The organism is Rhodococcoides kyotonense (assembly GCF_001645385.1).
GTDB classification, from domain to species: Bacteria; Actinomycetota; Actinomycetes; order Mycobacteriales; family Mycobacteriaceae; genus Rhodococcoides; species Rhodococcoides kyotonensis_B.
On record NZ_LVHI01000020.1, the window covers coordinates 37,434 to 54,915 of the forward strand.

The window sequence follows — 17,482 nt, forward strand, 5'->3', positions numbered from 1 at the left end:
CATGAGCGCGCCTGAGGTTGCCGTCGGACTGTCCACCGCTTCGGTGTATCCGCAGAACACCGAGGCTGCGTTCCGGTTCGCCGCCGAACTCGGCTACGACGGCATCGAGCTGATGGTGTGGGCCGAGTCGATCAGCCAGGACGTCGAAGGCGTCGCCGCGTTGTCGCGGAAGTACGGGGTGCCCGTGCAGGCGATTCATGCGCCTTGCCTGCTGATCTCGCAGCGCGTGTGGGGTTCGGATCCGGTGGCCAAGCTCGAGCGATCGGTGCAGGCGGCAGAGAAGCTGGGCGCTGCCACCGTCGTCGTGCACCCGCCGTTCCGATGGCAGAAGCGCTACGCCGACGGCTTCTCCGACCAGGTCGCGGATCTCGAGATGGGTTCCGACGTCATCGTGGCGGTCGAGAACATGTTCCCGATGCGCGCCGACCGCTTCTTCGGCCGCAAGGAAGGATCGGCGGCTCGGCTGCGGAAACGTGGCGGGCCCGGCGCGGCGTTGTCGGCGTTCGCCCCGTCGTACGATCCGACCGATTCCGGTCACGCCCACTACACGCTCGATCTGTCGCACACCGCGACCGCGGGCGCCGACGCGGTCGACCTCATGAACCGCATGGGCGACGGTCTCGCGCATCTGCATCTGGCCGACGGGCGTGGTGCGTCGATCGACGAACATCTGATCCCGGGGCACGGTGAGCAGCCGTGCGTCGAGGTGTGTACCGAGCTGATGCGACGCGGCTTCCGCGGTCAGGCCGTCGTCGAGATCAACACCCAGAACGCGAGGACGCTGCAGGAACGGTCGTCGATGCTCGGCCAGGCCCTGGCGTTCGCGCGCCGTCACCTGCGCTGATCGGTCCGGGGACCATGCGATAGGGTCGGTTGGATAGTTCAAGTATCCAACTGGTGGGAAGGGTTCCCGTGCGCGTGTCGGAGCTGGTGGCCACCTCGGGTGTCCCGCTGGCCACGGTGAAGTACTACCTTCGCGAAGGCCTGCTGATGCCGGGGAAGCCGACGAGCGCCACGCAGTCGACGTACGGCGACGAGCACGTGGAGCGGCTCGCGTTGATTAAGGCGCTGGCCGGCGCCGGACTCTCGATCGATCGAATCGGGACAGTGCTGCGCCTGATCGAGCACCCGAAGGCGTCTCTGTTCGAGACGTTGGGACGCGCAATCGCCGAACTGCCGCCCTACGACGTCGACGTCCCCGACTACCCACGAGCGAAGGCGGCGTTGGAGAAGCTGGGACAGGTCTACGACCCCAGATTCGTCGCGGTCGCCCAGCTCGAACGGGCGCTCCGGGCGGCCGAGGAAGTCGGCATTGCGATGACCGACGAGCGTCTCGAGGTGTACGGACGCCATATCCGCGGTATCGCCGACTACGACCTCTCGCTCATGCCGGACTCCGTGGAAGCCGCCGTCGAATACGCGGTGATCGGAACGGCCGTCTACGAACCCGTCATCACGGCGCTGCGGCGCCTCGCCCATCACGACATCGCCTCGGCACTCGAAAGGCCAGAACAATGACCAGCCCGTTCCGAACCGCAACGACGGTCACGACGATCGACCTCGGCGACACCGAGGGCACGTTCGCCGCGGTGATCGACTCCACCTGGACGATCGGTCCCAAAGTGCACGGCGGTACGTTGCTCGCCACCTGCGCCGCCGCAGCCAAGGCCCAACTCGCCGACGACGACCTACAGCCGCTCGCGGTCAGCGCCAGCTATCTGAACGCGCCCGATCCGGGTGGCGTCGACCTGGCGACGATCGTCCGCAAGCGCGGCAAGCAGGTCAGCCACGTCGACGTCGAGCTGAGCCAGGGCGGACGCGTCGCCGTCCGGGCCGTCGTCACGCTGGGACGTCCGGACACCGACGCGCCGCGCCACGAGGTGGCGTCGTCGCTCGCGTCGATGCCCGCGGAGCCGCCTGCCGAGACCCAGGCGATCGGTGGTGACCATCCGATGGCGTCGATCGTGCACCTCGCGCAGGGCTGCGAGATGCGGATCGATCCGTCGTCCGCCCATTTCTTGACAGGCCAGCAAGGCGAGCCGGAGGTCCGGATGTGGGTACGTCCGCGTCCCGACGACGAGGCAGACGTCGACACAGCGGTGCTGTTCGCGCTCATGACGGGCGACATCTGCGCACCGGTCACGATGAACCGCGGCATGTTCGGATGGGCGCCGACGGTTCAGCTGACGGCCTATCTGCGGCGATCTCCCGCGCCCGGGTGGCTGCGAGTGGCCGCGAGCAGCACGGTCATCGGCGGGACGTGGTTCGAGGAAGATCACCTCGTCCTGGATTCGACGGGCGCCGTCGTCGTGCAGAGCAGGCAGCTGGCGATGGTCCCGCGATAGGGCGCCTTCGGCGCCGAAATCGGGTCGTTCCTGCAGGCTCCACTCCCGCCGAAATCGGGTCGTTCCTGCAGGCTCCACTCCCGCCGTGCGCGGATAGTCGGAACAGAGACCAACTACCCACGCACGGGTGGCGCAGCCACATCGTGGCAGGCTTACGGCCATGACGAGAATTGCAGTAATCGGAGGTGGCCGGATCGGCGAGGCGCTGATCGCGGGTCTCCTCGAATCGGGTCACGCGGTTCGTGACCTGGTGGTGGCCGAGAAGTTCGAGGCGCGGGCCGCAGAGCTGGCGTCGACGTACGGAATCCTGACGACCACCATCTCCGAGGCGTCGGAGAACGCCGACGTGATCGTGCTGGCCGTCAAGCCGGGCGACGCCGAGGCCGTCGTCACCGAGATCGCGAAGACCGACCTGGACGGCGAACGTGAGCAGCTGATCGTGTCGCTGATCGCCGGTGTTCCGACCGTCAAGTTCGAGCCGAAGCTCCCTGCCGGTTTCCCCGTCATCCGTGTCATGCCGAACACGCCGATGCTCGTCGGCGAGGGCGTCAGCGTCCTGGCACCCGGGCGCTACGCGAAGGCCGAGCATCTGGAACTCGTCCGCGGCATTCTGTCGTCCGTGGGCAAGGTCGTCACCGTCAAGGAGAACCAGCTCGACGCCGTCACCGCGGTGTCCGGCTCGGGGCCGGCCTATTTCTTCCTGGTCGCCGAAGCCATGATCGACGCCGGTGTCGGTCTCGGGCTGACGCGCGACGTCGCGTCGGCGCTGGTGGTTCAGACGATGGTCGGATCGGCGGCAATGCTCGATCGTTCGGACGAAACGCCGACAGAACTTCGATATGCCGTCACTTCGCCCGGTGGCACGACGGCTGCTGCAGTCCGAAAATTGGAGCAAGGTGGCCTCCGAGCTGCGTTTTTCGATGCTCTGGGCGCTGCGAACGACCGGGCCACTGAGATGGGCATCACACCCGAATAGAAATTCTCTTACCGACACCCGTCGCAGTAACCCCACGAGTCACGTTAAGCTCACGGGTAGCACGTGCGTGTCTGTTCGGCAGGAGGGGAAGCCTGCCGCGCGAGACGTGCCGGAGGTATGTGGATTGATGGCGCCTGCAAACAAGCCGTCCAAGGTTTCGTCCTCGGATGGTCAGCCAGCCGTAGCTGGAACGCAATTCCTCACGGTCGCCGAGGTGGCGACGCTGATGAGGGTGTCCAAGATGACTGTGTACCGGCTGGTGCACAGCGGAGAACTGCCTGCAGTTCGAGTAGGTCGGTCGTTCCGTGTTCACGCGAAGGCGGTACACGACTACCTCGAGACGTCGTACTTCGACGCGGGCTGACGGAGAACAGCGGCTTACGGGCGGAAGTCGGGCCGGTTTCGTGGATCGATGGATCCACCGGTAAGATCGACATCCGTCGTGCCAGTCGCTGCCGTTGCAACGGGCCGCGAACAACGAGGCCCGAGCGCCAGCTCGGTGAATCGACGGCTTCGCCGGCAACTTGTCGTGTCAGACAGGGTGCCGGGGGAGTTCGAGGCGCCAGGTAGGCGTACGCAACTTCGCGTGCGCGAAACGCAAGAGAAGAACGTGAGGGATACCCGCCATGGGTTCAGTGATCAAGAAGCGTCGCAAGCGCATGTCGAAGAAGAAGCACCGCAAGCTGCTTCGTCGTACCCGAGTGCAGCGCAGGAAACTCGGTAAGTAAAGCTTCGCCGAAGAGCCCGTCACCGTCCGGTGACGGGCTCTTTTGTTTTCGCAGAAGCTCTGCGGTCAGGTTGTCCGCACATACATTCTTCCTGCACAGGGTGCCTTTTCGTGAGCGCTCGCATCTTCTCGGTATTCCAGTAGGCTGCTGAGAGTGGAGCCTGCGGGAGGACCCGCGTAGGGCAGACTGCGGCCAGGGACGGGGGTGTCGGTGAACTCGATCGACCGCGGCGTGGCAGCGCCGAAAGTGGCTCTCGTCACGGGGGCGAGCCGGTTCCTGGGTGGATATCTCGTCACGCGTCTCGCGCAGAATCCGTCGATCGAACGAGTCATCGCCGTCGACGCCCGGTCACCGAGCAAGGATCTGCTGCGACGCATGGGTCGGGCGGAATTCGTTCGTGCGGACATCCGTAACCCGCTCATCGGAAAGGTCATCCGCAACGCGTCCGTCGACACCGTCGTGCACGCGGCGACCATCACCAAGCCGCCCAAGTCCGGCGGCCGCGCCACGATGAAGGATCTCAACGTCATCGGCGCGATGCAGTTGTTCGCGGTATGTCAGAAGTCGCCGACGGTGCAGAAGGTCGTGCTTCGGTCGTCGTCGTCCGTGTACGGATGCAGCGCCAAGGACCCGGCCAAGTTCACCGAGGAAATGAGTGCCAGGCGCCCACCGAAGGGTGCGTTCGCCCGCGACACGATCGACATCGAGGGCTATCTCCGCGGTCTGGGTCGTCGTCGCCCCGACATCGCCGTGTCGATCCTGCGGATGGCGCCGCTGATCGGGCCGAGGCTCAACGGAACCATCTCGCGATACATGACGTCACCCGTCATTCCGAGCATCATCGGGCGCGACGCGCGCATGCAGCTGTTGCACGAGGAAGACGCGCTCGCGGCGCTCGAGCGGGCCACGGTCAGCGGTCCCGCAGGCACCTTCAACGTCGGCGCGGACGGCACGATCATGCTGTCGCAGGCAATCCGTCGCGCAGGACGCATCGAAGTGCCCGTGCCGTTCGCGTTGTTCAAGAGCGTGGGTCGCGCACTGATGGGCGGGATGATGCGCGAGTTCACGACCGAGCAACTCGACTATTTCCACTTCGGCTGTGGGCTCGACACGACGCGTATGCGGTCGGACCTCGGTTTCGAGCCGCGGTGGACCACGGTTCAAGCGTTCGACGACTTCGTCCGGGGCGCCGCACTACGGCCCGTACTGGGAGTCGACTGGGTCGACACGGTGGAGAAACGGTTGCTCGCGGCTGTCGAGACGGGGGCAGACGTATCACGGAGAGCTTTGGCCACAACGGATTCAGGACGGGAAGGGTGACGGACGTGGCCAAAGTGATTCCACTGCACGGCGGTGGGTCGGGGCGTTCCGTGCGTCCCGCCGGCCACGCCGATCAGGGCCGCAGCAGGCATCCGTCGTCGTACACCGAGCCGTCGCCGCCCACCCCGCTGATCACGCCGACGACGGCACTGCCGATGCCCACCGAGGCGCCGGAGCCGTCGCCGGTCGACGCCGTCAAGGACAAACTGGTCGAGCAGATCGCGGGCACCGCCGAGTTCGTCCGCCGACGGCTGGCCGGTGAGTACTCGGTCGACGAGTTCGGATACGACCCGCACTTCGCCGACGCGGTCTGGCTTCCCTTGCTGCGGCCGCTGTTCGACAAGTGGTTCCGCGTCGAGATCAAGGGCATCGAGAACATCCCCGACGACGGCGGTGCGCTCGTCGTCGCCAACCATGCCGGTGTCATTCCCATCGACGCGCTCATGGCGTCCGTCGCCGTCCGAGACCATCACCCGCAGCGTCGCCCGTTGCGAATGTTGGCCGCGGACATGGCATTCGAGATGCCGGGCGTCGGGACCATCGCGCGCAAGGCGGGCCACACGCTCGCGTGCAATCCCGATGCGGAACGACTGCTGCGGATGGGTGAGGTCGCCGCGGTGTTCCCGGAGGGCTTCAAGGGAATCGGCAAGCCGTTCAGCGAGCGATACAAGCTGCAACGCTTCGGGCGCGGTGGATTCGTCTCGGCCGCACTACGTGCAGGTGCTCCGATCGTGCCGTGCTCGATCGTCGGCTCCGAGGAGATCTATCCCAAGATCGGTGACATCGCCCCGCTCGCGCGGTTGATGGGTATGCCGTATTTCCCGGTCACGCCGTTCTTCCCGCACCTCGGTCCGCTCGGGCTGATTCCGCTGCCGTCGAAGTGGTACATCGAGTTCGGCAAGCCGATCCCGACCGACGCGTACGACGCCCAGGCGTCGGAAGATCCGATGGTGTTGTTCGAGCTCACCGACCACGTGCGCGAGACCATCCAGCACACCCTGTACCGGCTGCTCGCCAAGCGCAGAAACGTGTTCTTGGGCTGAGCAGTAGTGTTCTCCGAATGCTCATTCGCGACACCGTGACCGAAGACCTTCCGTCGATCCTCGAGATCCACAACGACGCCATCAGAAACACGACGGCGATCTGGGACGAGACGGAAGTCGGTCTCGACGACCGGATGGAGTGGCTCGACGGTCGACTTCGCGCCGGCTACCCCGTCCTGACGGCGGTGATCGACGGCCGGGTCGCCGGATACGCGTCGTACGCGCAGTGGCGGCCCAAGAGCGGCTACCGGCTCACGATGGAGCATTCGGTCTACGTGCAGGGCGACTTTCACCGGCGAGGCGTCGCGAGTGCGTTGATGACGGAGCTGATCGCACGTGCTCGTGGCGGGGGAGTGCATGTGCTCGTCGGCGTCATCGAATCGCTCAACTCGACGTCCATCGCACTGCACGAGAAGTTCGGCTTCGTGACCGTCGGGCAGATGCCGCAGGTCGGCGTCAAATTCGACCGGTGGCTGGATCTGACGCTGATGCAGTTGACGCTCTAGGCGGCTTTCCGCCGACCCAGGACTGCCGCGAGCCCGCCGCCGACCGCGCCGAGAGCCAGCGCCGTCGGGACGCCGATCTTCGCTGCCTTGCGACCGGTGCGGAAGTCGCGAATCTCCCAGCCGCGGTTCTTCGCCAGCTCGCGCAGGTCGGCGTCGGGATTGACGGCGACGGCAGTTCCGACGAGGGACAACATCGGCACGTCGTTGTGGCTGTCCGAGTACGCCGTGCACCGTTTGAGATTGAGGCCCTCGCGGATGGCCAGCGTGCGGACCGCATGCGCTTTGCCGAGCCCGTGCAGGATGTCGCCGACGAGCCGACCCGTGAAGATGCCGTCCTTGCTCTCGGCGACGGTACCCAACGCACCCGTCAGGCCGAGACGCTCGGCGATGATCTGTGCGAGTTCGAGCGGGGTCGCCGTCACGAGCCAGACCTGCTGGCCTGCGTCGAGGTGCATCTGGGCGAGCGCTGCGGTGCCAGGCCAGATCTTGTCGGCGATGAGCTCGTCGTAGATTTCCTCGCCGAGTCGCGCGAGTTCGGCGGTCGACCGGCCCGTGATGAACGACAGAGCCTTCTCGCGGCCGCTCGCGACGTCGTCGCTGTTCTCCTTGCCGCTCACTCTGAATTTGATTTGCTGCCAAGCGAATTGGGCCAGGTCGCCACTGGTGAAGTACTTGCGCGCTGCAAGGCCACGGGCGAAATGGATGATCGACGCACCCTGGACCATCGTGTTGTCGACGTCGAAGAACGCCGCGGCGGTCAGGTCGAGGGGAACGGTGTTGCCGCCCTCGATCTGCAACGCGATGGCGGCGTCGGCGCTGGCCTCACCTGCGACGCTGGCGCGAACCTGCGCGTCGGTCGGACCGAGCGGATTACGAAAGCGACGTTTGCGCCGTTTGTCGGTCTCCGGGTCGGACGTCTCGAGCATGTCGGCGTCCGGCACGTCGGACACAGGCAGGTCGAGTTCGGCAGCCGTCTCGGGTGACGCGGCGTCGGACTCGGTTGCCTTGGACGTGTCGGCATCGGACGAATCGGTGCCAGGCGTCTCGGAACCCCCGTCGATCATCTTCGGCGTACCTCCCTGCTCGAGCGCTACCCACAACCCTAGACCGTGGGACCGTCACCGACCGAGCGTCCTGCAGGCGGATGACGTGCCACGGAGGGCAGGATGCGGTGTGACGTTCGTCTCGAGCGGCGCCGGTGAAACAGTAGGGGCATGGAATCCGAACGCACGTCCGTGGTCCTTCTCACCCGCGCGGGCTGCTACACCTGCGCCGACGCTCTCGGTGTTCTGACCGCGTTGTGCGCCGAGCACGGGCTGACCGTCGACATGATCGACGTCGACGAGGCTGCGGCGACCAGGCCTGACCTGCGCGCCGAGTACGGAGACCGCGTTCCCGTCGTCCTTCTCGACGGCCGTGAGCACAGTTACTGGGAGGTTGACGAGCCCCGATTGCGCGCCGATCTGGTTGCGCGAGGACACCCTAAGAAGGTGTGATTGCTCTCGCTTTGCAGGTGAGGGCACCTCTAGCACGGATCCAGCGACTTTGTTCATTCGTTCACAAGCAGTTACCGTGGTTGAGGCGCAGGAGGGATTCCTGCGAGTTCAGCGGGGAACGAACCCTGCCGAACGCCACCATGAGCATCAGCAGGATCAGCGTGAAGAACGGCGTCGCGGCCGTTCGGACGAGGAGCCAGGAACGTGACCCGAGAGCGCCCGGTTGTGCCGGCCCCGGTCGAGCGATCCGTCGGTTCCGAACGCGTCATCCCCCAGGCTACGGTGACCCGATTGGCGACCTACTTGCGGGTCCTCGGAATCCTCGCCGACGACGGCGTTCTCATCGTTTCCAGCGAGGAACTCGCCAACGCCGCGGGCGTGGGATCGGCGAAACTGCGCAAGGACCTGTCCTTCCTCGGACCCAACGGCGTGCGCGGAGTCGGATACGACGTCATGCGCCTACGCGCCAAGATCGAGAGCGCCCTCGGACTCGACCGCGGCCACAAGGTCGTCCTCGTCGGAGTCGGCAATCTCGGACAGGCCCTCGCGCGGTACGGCGGATTCGGCCGTCGCGGCTTCTCGATGGTCGGACTGTTCGACGTCGATCCGGCCCGCGTCGGCTTGGACATCGATGGCCTGCAGGTCAGGCACGTCGACACTCTCGAGGTCGGATGTCGTGAGCTCGAGGCCACCATCGGAGTCATCGCGACGCCGGACGACGCAGCCCAGGCCGTCGCGTCGGCGTTCGTCGCCGGCGGAGTCGAGTGCATCCTCAGCTTCTCTCCGGTGGAACTCGACGTCCCGGACCGTGTGGAAGTACGACGCGTCGACCTGGCCGTCGAGATGCAGGTCCTGTCGTTCAACAGCTCCCGCAGGGAAGCTGCCCACGGCGCACCGGATCTACCCACGACGCCTCGGTTGGGACGTAGCCGGGGCCCGAGAGTGTCGCCGGGCGGTCTGCCCGGAGCCGGAGTTGCGGCCGGCGTCATCAGTTCCCCAGGTTCTACCAGCAGTAACACAAGAAATGGATCGGTGATTGCACCGTGAGTGTCCTTCTCGTCGGGATTTCGCACCGTAGCGCTCCCGTCGCAGTCCTCGAGCGTGTCGCGATCACGGACACGGACCGTCCCAAGCTGACCGACAAGCTCATGGCCGGCGGAAACATCTCCGAGGTCATGGTGGTCTCGACGTGCAACCGCGTCGAGATCTACGCAGTGGTCGACGCGTTCCACGGGGCACTCGCCTCGGTCGGCGAGATTCTCGCCGAACACTCCGGACTGCAGGTCCCCGAGCTCACCAAGCACGCGTACGTGCGCTACAGCGAAGCCGCCGTCGAGCACCTGTTCGCGGTGGCCAGCGGCCTGGACTCCATGGTCATCGGCGAACAGCAGATTCTCGGCCAGATCCGGACGGCGTATGCCGCGTCGGACAGCCAGCAGGCGTCGGGACGCGTGTTGCACGAGCTCGCGCAGCAGGCGTTGCGGGTCGGCAAGCGGGTCCATTCGGAGACGGGCATCGACTCGGCGGGTGCGTCGGTCGTCTCGGTGGCGCTCGATCGCGCTGCCGCCCTGTTCGACGGGTCCCTCGCCGGCCGCACGGCCGTCGTCCTCGGTGCGGGTGCGATGGGCGGACTGGCCGTCGCGCACTTGGGACGCGCCGGAATCGGTCGTCTGATCGTCGTCAATCGCACCCGCGTGCGTGCCGACCACCTCGCCGAGACCGCGACGTCCGCGGGAGTGTCGGCCGTGGCCATGGACCTCGACGAGCTGCCTGCCGCGCTGGCCGACGCGGACGTTCTCGTCACCTGTACCGGCGCGGTCGGCGCCGTCGTCTCGCTGGCGGACGCGCACCTCGCGCTCGCACAGCGTGAACCGGGCCGAACGCTCGCCATCTGCGATCTCGGGCTGCCTCGCGACGTCGACCATTCCGTCGCCGGACTGCCCGGCGTCGACATCTTCGACATGGAGTCGCTGCAGCGCGACCCTGCGGCAGGAGCTGCGTCCACCGACGCGGCCGCGGCCCGCGAGATCGTCTCCTCCGAGCTGTCCGGATACCTTGCGGGCCAGCGTCTGGCCGAGGTCACTCCGACCGTCACCGCTCTGCGCCAGCGCGCCGCCGAGGTCGTCGAAGGCGAACTCCTGCGCCTCGAGTCGCGCCTGCCCGGCCTCGACTCGCCGCAGCGCGACGAGGTCGCCAGGACGGTGCGACGCGTCGTCGACAAGCTTCTGCACTCGCCCACCGTGCGGGTCAAGCAGCTCGCGACCACCCCCGGCGGCGACTCGTACGCCGCGGCACTGCGTGAGCTGTTCGAGCTCAGCCCAGGAACGGTCGAGGCTGTCGCCAGCCCGATCGAGATCAACGGAATGGAACTCGTGGACGACTTCACCGCCAGCCGTACCGATGCCCGGAAGGGACAGTCGGAGTGACCGGGACGGGGCAGGAGTGGAGCCTGCGGAATGACCAGGAAAGCAAGCGAGTAGTACGGGTCGGAACGCGAGGAAGCCTGCTCGCGACGACGCAGGCCGAGACGGTGCGGCAGGGCTTGATCGCCGCAGGCCTCGACGCGGAGCTGGTCATCGTCAAGACGGCAGGGGATCTGTCGGCGGCACCGGTTCAGGAGATCGGCGTCGGTGTGTTCACCGCGGCGCTGCGTGAGGCGTTGACGGACGGCAAGGTCGACGTCGCCGTGCACTCCTACAAGGACCTGCCGACGGCACCCGACGAGCGCTTCGTCATCGCCGCGATTCCGCCGCGCGAAGATCCCCGCGACGCACTCGTCGCACGCGACGGGCTCGTACTGGGAGAACTGCCGACCGGCGCGAAGGTCGGAACGTCGGCACCGCGTCGAGCAGCGCAGTTGCGCGCACTCGGCCAGGGACTCGACATCCTCCCGCTGCGCGGCAACCTCGACACCCGCATCGGCAAGGTCGCGTCCGGCGAGCTCGACGCCGTCGTCGTCGCCCGTGCCGGGCTGTCCCGCATCGGCAGGCTGGACGTCGTCACCGAATCGCTCGATCCGGTGCAGCTGCTTCCGGCGCCCGCACAGGGTGCGCTCGCCGTCGAATGCCGTGCGGGAGACACCGAACTCGCCGAAGCCATCGGCACGCTCGACGATCCGAACACCCGCGCGGCCGTGCTGGCCGAGCGTGGACTACTCGCCGAACTCGAAGCAGGCTGTACCGCCCCCGTCGGTGCGATCGCCGAGGTCGTCGAATCCATCGACGAGGACGGACGCGTGTTCGACGAACTGTCGGTTCGCGGTTGCGTCGCGGCGATCGACGGCAGCGACACCATCAGGGCCTCGATCGTCGGATCGACTCACAATGCCGAGGAACTCGGCCGTGACCTGGCCCGCGAGCTGCTCGATCTCGGCGCACGCGACCTCGTCGACGTCACCGAGCCCGCCGCATCCGGAGGAACACCGCATGTCTAGGTCGATCACTGCACCCACACGCGGACGTGCCAAACGCAGGGCCTCACGGCCCCCGGTACGCGGCGAATCCATCGCGACCGCGCGCTTGATACCGAAACGGGGCTCGGCAACCCCGATCGAACTGCACTACCCGCACAAGACAGCACTGGAGAACAACCGATGAGCCCAGTCCGCAAGAACGCCAACGGACGGATCCTGTTCGTGGGGTCGGGGCCGGGCGACCCGGCTCTGCTCACCGTTCGAGCACGCGAGGTGCTCGGAGCCGCTGAACTCGCCTTCACCGATCCCGACGTCGACCAGGGCGTCATCGCACTCGTCGGCAACGACCTGCCGCGCGATCCGGAAACGGGTGAGAACGGCGTCGACGTCCGTCCCGCACTCGGCGAGCCCGCCGAGGTCGCCAAGACCTTGCTGACCGAGGCCAAGAACGGCCACGACGTCATCCGCCTCGTGTCCGGCGACCCGCTGACCGCGGATTCCGTCATCGCCGAGGTCACCGCGGTCGCCCGCACTCACGTGCAGTTCGAGGTGCTCCCCGGTCTGCCGTCCGGATCCGCCGTGCCGAGCTACGCCGGCATGGCCCTCGGATCGGGACACACCGAAGCCGACGTGCGCGGTGAGGTCGACTGGGCTGCGCTCGCCGCTGCTCCCGGCCCGCTCGTGCTGCACGCGACGTCCGGTCACCTGGCCGAGACGGCGAGCGCGCTCGTCGAGCACGGACTCGCACCGCAGACCCCCGCCGCGATCACCGTCCGCGGCACGACGCGTCAGCAGCGCACCGTCGAGGCAACGCTCGCGACGCTCAACGACGCCGGCAGCGAACTCGTCGGCTCACTCGTCGTGACCGTCGGCAAGGTCGTCTCCGGCCGAAACAAGATGTCCTGGTGGGAATCTCGCGCACTGTACGGCTGGACCGTGCTGGTGCCGCGGACCAAGGACCAGGCAGGCGAGATGAGCGATCGGCTGGTCACGCACGGAGCCATCCCGATCGAGGTTCCGACCATCGCCGTCGAGCCGCCTCGTAGCCCGGCGCAGATGGAGCGTTCGGTCAAGGGACTGGTCGACGGCCGTTACCAGTGGGTTGTCTTCACCTCCACGAACGCCGTGCGCGCCGTGTGGGAGAAGTTCGAGGAGTTCGGCCTGGACGCGCGTGCGTTCTCGGGCGTCAAGATCGCGTGCGTCGGCGAAGCAACCGCCGCCAAGGTCCGCTCGTTCGGCATCAACCCCGAACTGCTGCCGTCCGGTGATCAGTCGTCCCTCGGACTGCTCGAGGACTTCCCGCCGTACGACGAGGTCTTCGACCCGGTCAATCGAGTTCTGTTGCCGCGCGCCGACATTGCGACCGAGACGCTTGCCGAGGGTCTGCGTGAACGCGGCTGGGAGATCGACGACGTCACCGCGTACCGCACCGTGCGCGCCGCGCCGCCGCCGGCCGAGACCCGCGAGATGATCAAGACCGGTGGATTCGACGCCGTCTGCTTCACGTCGAGTTCGACGGTGCGCAACCTCGTCGGTATCGCCGGTAAGCCGCATGCACGCACGCTCGTCGCGTGCATCGGGCCCAAGACTGCCGAGACCGCAGTCGAATTCGGACTGCGCGTCGACGTGCAGCCCGAGACCGCGCAGGTGGGACCGCTCATCGAGGCGCTGGCCGAGCACGCAGCTCGCCTCCGCGCCGAGGGCGCGTTGCCTCCTCCGCGGAAGAAGAGTCGCAGGCGCTAACGCGCATGTGCGTGGGAATGTGTAGCGGGCTATACATTCCCACGCACGTGCCGAACGAAGTGAGGCATTCCACCGTGTTCCCAGTAGACCGCCCCCGCCGACTGCGTCGCACGCCGGCGATCCGCCGACTCGTCGCCGAAACCTCGCTGCAGCCACGGCATCTCGTGCTACCGATGTTCGTCGCCGACGGCATCGATGCTCCCCGTGAGATCACGTCGATGCCGGGCGTCTACCAACACACGCTCGATTCGCTGAGCAAGGCCGCCGAGGAAGCGGTGGCTGCGGGCGTCGGCGGCGTGATGCTGTTCGGCGTTCCCCGGCCCGAGGACAAGGACGCCGACGGTTCCGGCGCCACCGATCCGCAGGGAATCCTCAATCGCGGTCTGCGACGGCTGAAGTCGGATCTCGGTGACGCCACCGTCATCATGGCCGACACGTGCCTCGACGAATTCACCGACCACGGCCACTGTGGAGTGCTGACCGAGGGCGGTGCCGTCGACAACGACGCGACGCTCACCCGATACGTCGACATGGCTGTGGCGCAAGCGGATTCGGGTGCACACCTGCTCGGCCCGAGCGGAATGATGGACGGTCAGGTCGCGGCGATTCGTGCCGGGCTCGACGCGGCCGGGCATCACGACGTCGGCCAGTTGGCGTACTCGGCGAAGTACGCGTCGGCGTTCTACGGACCGTTCCGCGAGGCCGTCGGGTCGTCGTTGCAGGGCGATCGCCGTACCTATCAACAGGATTCGGCGAACCGTCGCGAAGCGACGTACGAGGTCGAACTCGATCTCGCCGAAGGCGCCGACATGGTGATGGTCAAACCCGCCATGTCCTACCTCGACATTCTGCGCGACGTCGCGAACATGTCTCCGGTTCCCGTTGCCGCATACCAGATCTCGGGTGAGTATTCGATGATCACCGCGGCTGCGCAGAACGGGTGGATCGACCGTGACGCCGCGATTCTGGAATCACTGACGAGTATCCGCCGCGCGGGTGCGGACATCGTGTTGACGTACTGGGCAACGGAAGCGGCGGGCTGGCTGTGAGTACTCCCTGGAACCCGGAGAACGGCCATCAGCCACCCGAGCCCGATTGGGCACGTTGGGAAGCCGAGCACGGCCCACCTCCGTTGGAACCGAAGCCGAGGCCCGCGCCGGTCGACGTCGAGACTGCCCGTCACCTCTGGTGGGGCGTGGCGCTGCTCGGCACGATCAACCTGTTGGCGACGCTGGTCGTCGTGTACGGGGAGCGCTCGGTGTTCGCGCAGCAACTCGTCGACGACATCAAGGCGCAGGACGCGTCCATCCCGCTGACGCTCGACACCGCCGAGAACTACCTGATCGCGGCACTCGTCGTGATGGTCTTGATCGCGGCCGGATTCGCCGCGTTGTTCCTGTACTGGGTGAACAAGATGCGCACGGGTCGGATGTGGGCCCGCATGGTGTTGACGATGATCGGAACGGCCACCGTTGTTCTGACCGTCCCGCAGCTGTTCGGATTCGGTGCGAACGACGGCGCCATGGCGATCGTCCTGGGTGTCGCAGGCATTCTGCAGGGTGTGCTGGCCGCGGGTGCGATCTACCTGATGCACCGCAGGGAGTCGAACGAATACTTCCTGGCGTCGCGTACGCCGAAACCATTTCGCTGACGTAGTTCGGTCAGTCCCGCGTGTCTCATGCGTCACATGCGCACCATGTGACTAGCATCACTCGTAAGTGAACTTCGAGTGATCGGATCCAGTGCGATGACACAACCGGAAATTCGACGCGAGGACGAGGAACGCGGCAGGCCCGTCTGGGCGCTGCTGGGGCTTCTCGCTGCGGTGTCGGTCGCTGTCTTCATCATGGCCCTGGGCTTCACCGCCGGCTGACGCACGCCCTCGCCTCGGCGCTTCCGCGGAGCACTCGTGCAGGTGTACCGTGATTGCCGTCACAGCGATGTGCGAGGGGGAGTCCCATGCAGTTCGACGCCGAAGGACGGTCCAGCTGGGTCGTTCCTGCCGACTCCACCAGGCACACCACCACAGTGAAATGTCCCCACAGCACCAGTCGTGAACTGCTGCTCATCGGACTGGTGGTGGCGCTCGGCATTCTCGTCGCGCTGATCATCGTGGTGCCTGCGCTCGTCACGGGCTGAACAGGCAGTATGTACGTGTGAGTACCAGTGTTCCCGCCGGTGCACGGCCCGGAGTCGTCACTGCCGCATACGTGTTGTGGCTGGTGGCCGCTATCCTGCTCGTTCTCGTCGCCCTGCTGACGCTGACGGCTCCCGTCGACCAACTGCGGTCCGCTCTCGAATCGCAGGGCAACAGCGCCGCGGACATCGATTCGTATCTGTCGTTCGTTCGGGTCATCGGTGTGGTCTGTGCGGTACTCGGTCTGACCCTGGGTTTCCTCGCCGGACCGGTGCGTGCCGGCCACGCGATGGTGCGGCGAATTCTCGTCGCACTGTCGGGGTTCGCCGCGCTGGTGCTGGTGTTCGGCGTGCTCGCGGTCGGGGCGTTCCAGGAACTTCTGGCCATCGCACTCGTGTTGCTCGCGGCATGCATGCTCGTCTACCGCCCGTCGGCGCGTCGGTGGTTCCACGGTGACTGAACCCGGTCCTGTGCTGTTCACCGAGCCGGGGGCGCGGTGGCGGGCGTTGCTGTGGGGTCCGCTGTTCTGCATCGCCGTACTGATCGTCGAACTCCTGACCGGCCCGGTCTTGCACTGGGTCCCGCTCGGGATCTTCGCCCTCGTGCTCGTCGGCTTCACGTACGTGCAGGTCACGGCCGCGCGTCGGCACGTCAGTGTCGAACTCACGCCCACGGCGCTTCGACAGGGAACCGAGGTGCTGGACATCTCGGACATCGACGCGATCCTGCCGCCCGCCGACTATGCGGACGGCGACTACGAGCCGAAGAAGTGGGAAACCGCGCGCGTGCTCGGCGAGTTGCACGGCGTGCCGCGTCGACGCCATCCGATCGGGCTGCGTCTGGTCGGGGGTGCCTTGGTGCAGGCGTGGGCCAAGGACGACGACGGGTTGCGAGCGGGCCTCGAGCACGCCAAGAAGGAGATCGTGTGAGCAGAGCAGTGGCCGCATTCGAGGCAGTGGGAGCGGTCGTCGCCGTGATCGTCGCCGTCGTGTGCTGGAACGTGGGTGTCGATGTGTATCGGTACGCGGCGGTTCCCGACGGCGCTCCGGCCTACACCTCCACGCAGTACTCCGGGTCGTGGATCACCATCGCCACGGTGTGCGTCGTCGTGGCAGGTCTGCTGGTCGTCGACGCGGTTCGCCGGTGGTCGTGGGTGCGTTCCCATACCCGGTAGGGGTATGGTGGTCGGCATGAGCAGCTACTCGACCGAGCAGGACGACCTCTTGAAGAGGCTCCGTCGTATCGAGGGTCAGATCGCCGGAATCTCGCGCATGGTCGCCGAGGACAGGTATTGCATCGACGTCCTCACCCAGGTGTCCGCCGCCACCAAGGCGTTGCAGTCCGTCTCGATCAAGCTGCTCGACGCGCACCTGGCGGGTTGCGTCGTCGAGGCCGCCAAGAAGGGTGGCCCTGAGGCGGATGCGAAGGTGAAAGAGGCGTCCGACGCCATCGCTCGCCTCGTCCGTTCCTGATTCGTGCGAAAAGCAAGCGGAGAGAAGGTTGTTGGAGTGCAAAGCAGTTACGTCGTCGAGGGAATGACCTGCCAGCATTGTGCCGCTTCGGTTTTCGAGGAGATTTCCGAACTGGCGGGTGTCACCGACGTGCAGGTCGACGTCGCGACGGGCAACGTCGTGGTGTTCAGCGACAACGGAATCGAGAGTTCGGCAGTGGCCGCGGCCGTCACGGAAGCCGGTTACACGCTCGTATCGTGAGCAGCGGTGTTCGTTTCGACGAAGTCCGGTTTACCTATTGATTACTGTGGTATTTGTCATGAGC

At 66.5% G+C, this 17,482-nt stretch carries 24 protein-coding genes; 23 read left to right on the forward strand and 1 reads right to left on the reverse strand.

Annotation, left to right across the window (positions count from 1 at the left end; genetic code table 11):
* The first annotated feature begins 1 nt into the window (after nucleotide 1).
* From A3K89_RS15110 to A3K89_RS15145, 9 genes are all read left to right on the forward strand, one after another.
* Complete coding sequence (locus A3K89_RS15110; RefSeq protein ID WP_068427410.1) at nucleotides 2-844, forward strand: sugar phosphate isomerase/epimerase family protein; 843 nt, start codon at nucleotides 2-4, stop codon at nucleotides 842-844.
* A gap of 68 nt (nucleotides 845-912) precedes the next feature.
* Entirely contained in the window at nucleotides 913-1,518 is a 606-nt protein-coding gene (locus A3K89_RS15115; protein ID WP_068427483.1) for a MerR family transcriptional regulator, read from the forward strand.
* Nucleotides 1,515-2,345, forward strand: coding sequence for a thioesterase family protein (locus tag A3K89_RS15120; protein ID WP_068427413.1), 831 nt, complete (start codon nucleotides 1,515-1,517; stop codon nucleotides 2,343-2,345). The genes A3K89_RS15115 and A3K89_RS15120 overlap by 4 nt, the downstream gene beginning before the upstream one ends.
* Nucleotides 2,346-2,505: 160 nt before the next feature.
* A complete protein-coding gene (gene proC, locus A3K89_RS15125) occupies nucleotides 2,506-3,321 on the forward strand; it encodes a pyrroline-5-carboxylate reductase (RefSeq protein ID WP_068427415.1) in 816 nt (271 codons plus the stop codon).
* Nucleotides 3,322-3,448: 127 nt separating this feature from the next.
* The gene (locus tag A3K89_RS15130) at nucleotides 3,449-3,685 is read left to right on the forward strand and encodes a helix-turn-helix domain-containing protein (RefSeq protein WP_068427418.1); all 237 of its coding nucleotides are present in this window, start codon (nucleotides 3,449-3,451) and stop codon (nucleotides 3,683-3,685) included.
* A 262-nt stretch (nucleotides 3,686-3,947) separates the two neighbouring features.
* Nucleotides 3,948-4,049 carry a 30S ribosomal protein bS22 gene (locus A3K89_RS25480; RefSeq protein WP_003402602.1) on the forward strand — a complete coding sequence of 34 codons (102 nt, stop codon included), beginning with the start codon at nucleotides 3,948-3,950 and terminating at the stop codon, nucleotides 4,047-4,049.
* Nucleotides 4,050-4,259: 210 nt separating this feature from the next.
* Nucleotides 4,260-5,369: an NAD-dependent epimerase/dehydratase family protein gene (locus A3K89_RS15135; protein WP_068427485.1), complete on the forward strand. Its 1,110-nt coding sequence runs from the start codon at nucleotides 4,260-4,262 to the stop codon at nucleotides 5,367-5,369.
* The gene (locus A3K89_RS15140; protein ID WP_068427420.1) at nucleotides 5,366-6,412 is read left to right on the forward strand and encodes a lysophospholipid acyltransferase family protein; all 1,047 of its coding nucleotides are present in this window, start codon (nucleotides 5,366-5,368) and stop codon (nucleotides 6,410-6,412) included. Before A3K89_RS15135 ends, A3K89_RS15140 begins: the two co-directional genes overlap by 4 nt.
* A 17-nt stretch (nucleotides 6,413-6,429) precedes the next feature.
* Complete coding sequence (locus A3K89_RS15145) at nucleotides 6,430-6,918, forward strand: GNAT family N-acetyltransferase (protein ID WP_068427422.1); 489 nt, start codon at nucleotides 6,430-6,432, stop codon at nucleotides 6,916-6,918.
* Here the strand turns inward: A3K89_RS15145 and A3K89_RS15150 are convergent.
* Entirely contained in the window at nucleotides 6,915-7,844 is a 930-nt protein-coding gene (locus A3K89_RS15150; RefSeq protein ID WP_068427487.1) for an HAD family hydrolase, read from the reverse strand. The two genes, A3K89_RS15145 and A3K89_RS15150, sit on opposite strands and share 4 nt — an antisense overlap.
* A gap of 288 nt (nucleotides 7,845-8,132) precedes the next feature.
* Here A3K89_RS15150 and A3K89_RS15155 point away from each other — a divergent pair, with 288 nt between their 5' ends.
* The 14 genes from A3K89_RS15155 to A3K89_RS15215 all read left to right on the forward strand — a co-directional run bounded on the left by A3K89_RS15155 (nucleotide 8,133) and on the right by A3K89_RS15215 (nucleotide 17,418).
* Nucleotides 8,133-8,414, forward strand: a complete 282-nt coding sequence (locus tag A3K89_RS15155; protein WP_068427423.1) for a glutaredoxin family protein — start codon at nucleotides 8,133-8,135, stop codon at nucleotides 8,412-8,414.
* A gap of 204 nt (nucleotides 8,415-8,618) precedes the next feature.
* Entirely contained in the window at nucleotides 8,619-9,461 is an 843-nt protein-coding gene (locus A3K89_RS15160) for a redox-sensing transcriptional repressor Rex (RefSeq protein ID WP_068427424.1), read from the forward strand.
* On the forward strand, nucleotides 9,458-10,840 hold the full coding sequence (locus A3K89_RS15165) for a glutamyl-tRNA reductase (protein WP_068427427.1): 1,383 nt from the start codon (nucleotides 9,458-9,460) through the stop codon (nucleotides 10,838-10,840). Before A3K89_RS15160 ends, A3K89_RS15165 begins: the two co-directional genes overlap by 4 nt.
* On the forward strand, nucleotides 10,837-11,847 hold the full coding sequence (gene hemC / locus A3K89_RS15170; protein WP_254303544.1) for a hydroxymethylbilane synthase: 1,011 nt from the start codon (nucleotides 10,837-10,839) through the stop codon (nucleotides 11,845-11,847). Before A3K89_RS15165 ends, hemC begins: the two co-directional genes overlap by 4 nt.
* Nucleotides 11,848-12,006: 159 nt before the next feature.
* Entirely contained in the window at nucleotides 12,007-13,569 is a 1,563-nt protein-coding gene (locus A3K89_RS15175; protein WP_068427431.1) for a uroporphyrinogen-III synthase, read from the forward strand.
* 74 nt (nucleotides 13,570-13,643) lie between these two features.
* Nucleotides 13,644-14,618 (forward strand): porphobilinogen synthase, encoded by a 975-nt coding sequence (gene hemB, locus A3K89_RS15180; RefSeq protein WP_068427433.1) that lies wholly within the window; start codon nucleotides 13,644-13,646, stop codon nucleotides 14,616-14,618.
* The gene (locus A3K89_RS15185) at nucleotides 14,615-15,220 is read left to right on the forward strand and encodes a hypothetical protein (RefSeq protein WP_068427435.1); all 606 of its coding nucleotides are present in this window, start codon (nucleotides 14,615-14,617) and stop codon (nucleotides 15,218-15,220) included. Before hemB ends, A3K89_RS15185 begins: the two co-directional genes overlap by 4 nt.
* Before the next feature lie 96 nt (nucleotides 15,221-15,316).
* Nucleotides 15,317-15,442 carry a hypothetical protein gene (locus tag A3K89_RS26600; RefSeq protein ID WP_261768920.1) on the forward strand — a complete coding sequence of 42 codons (126 nt, stop codon included), beginning with the start codon at nucleotides 15,317-15,319 and terminating at the stop codon, nucleotides 15,440-15,442.
* A gap of 86 nt (nucleotides 15,443-15,528) precedes the next feature.
* Nucleotides 15,529-15,708, forward strand: a complete 180-nt coding sequence (locus A3K89_RS15190; RefSeq protein WP_068427436.1) for a hypothetical protein — start codon at nucleotides 15,529-15,531, stop codon at nucleotides 15,706-15,708.
* 17 nt (nucleotides 15,709-15,725) lie between these two features.
* Nucleotides 15,726-16,166 carry a hypothetical protein gene (locus tag A3K89_RS15195; RefSeq protein ID WP_084423820.1) on the forward strand — a complete coding sequence of 147 codons (441 nt, stop codon included), beginning with the start codon at nucleotides 15,726-15,728 and terminating at the stop codon, nucleotides 16,164-16,166.
* The gene (locus A3K89_RS15200; protein WP_068427438.1) at nucleotides 16,159-16,635 is read left to right on the forward strand and encodes a hypothetical protein; all 477 of its coding nucleotides are present in this window, start codon (nucleotides 16,159-16,161) and stop codon (nucleotides 16,633-16,635) included. Before A3K89_RS15195 ends, A3K89_RS15200 begins: the two co-directional genes overlap by 8 nt.
* Nucleotides 16,632-16,880 (forward strand): hypothetical protein, encoded by a 249-nt coding sequence (locus A3K89_RS15205; RefSeq protein ID WP_068427441.1) that lies wholly within the window; start codon nucleotides 16,632-16,634, stop codon nucleotides 16,878-16,880. The genes A3K89_RS15200 and A3K89_RS15205 overlap by 4 nt, the downstream gene beginning before the upstream one ends.
* 16 nt (nucleotides 16,881-16,896) lie before the next feature.
* Nucleotides 16,897-17,178, forward strand: coding sequence for a metal-sensitive transcriptional regulator (locus A3K89_RS15210; RefSeq protein ID WP_068427494.1), 282 nt, complete (start codon nucleotides 16,897-16,899; stop codon nucleotides 17,176-17,178).
* A 36-nt stretch (nucleotides 17,179-17,214) separates the two neighbouring features.
* Nucleotides 17,215-17,418, forward strand: a complete 204-nt coding sequence (locus A3K89_RS15215; protein ID WP_371828807.1) for a heavy-metal-associated domain-containing protein — start codon at nucleotides 17,215-17,217, stop codon at nucleotides 17,416-17,418.
* The last annotated feature ends 64 nt before the right edge of the window (nucleotides 17,419-17,482 follow it).

Excerpts from the sequence above, each read along its gene's own strand:
- A3K89_RS15130 (WP_068427418.1), top strand. The coding sequence starts at position 3,449 with ATGGCGCCTGCAAACAAGCCGTCCAAGGTTTCGTCCTCGGATGGTCAG.
- A3K89_RS15120 (WP_068427413.1), top strand. The coding sequence starts at position 1,515 with ATGACCAGCCCGTTCCGAACCGCAACGACGGTCACGACGATCGACCTC.
- proC (WP_068427415.1), top strand. The coding sequence starts at position 2,506 with ATGACGAGAATTGCAGTAATCGGAGGTGGCCGGATCGGCGAGGCGCTG.
- A3K89_RS25480 (WP_003402602.1), top strand. The coding sequence starts at position 3,948 with ATGGGTTCAGTGATCAAGAAGCGTCGCAAGCGCATGTCGAAGAAGAAG.
- A3K89_RS15145 (WP_068427422.1), top strand. The coding sequence starts at position 6,430 with ATGCTCATTCGCGACACCGTGACCGAAGACCTTCCGTCGATCCTCGAG.
- A3K89_RS15155 (WP_068427423.1), top strand. The coding sequence starts at position 8,133 with ATGGAATCCGAACGCACGTCCGTGGTCCTTCTCACCCGCGCGGGCTGC.
- A3K89_RS15150 (WP_068427487.1), bottom strand. The coding sequence starts at position 7,844 with ATGCTCGAGACGTCCGACCCGGAGACCGACAAACGGCGCAAACGTCGC.
- A3K89_RS15175 (WP_068427431.1), top strand. The coding sequence starts at position 12,007 with ATGAGCCCAGTCCGCAAGAACGCCAACGGACGGATCCTGTTCGTGGGG.
- A3K89_RS15210 (WP_068427494.1), top strand. The coding sequence starts at position 16,897 with ATGAGCAGCTACTCGACCGAGCAGGACGACCTCTTGAAGAGGCTCCGT.
- A3K89_RS15190 (WP_068427436.1), top strand. The coding sequence starts at position 15,529 with ATGCAGTTCGACGCCGAAGGACGGTCCAGCTGGGTCGTTCCTGCCGAC.
- A3K89_RS15110 (WP_068427410.1), top strand. The coding sequence starts at position 2 with ATGAGCGCGCCTGAGGTTGCCGTCGGACTGTCCACCGCTTCGGTGTAT.
- A3K89_RS26600 (WP_261768920.1), top strand. The coding sequence starts at position 15,317 with ATGACACAACCGGAAATTCGACGCGAGGACGAGGAACGCGGCAGGCCC.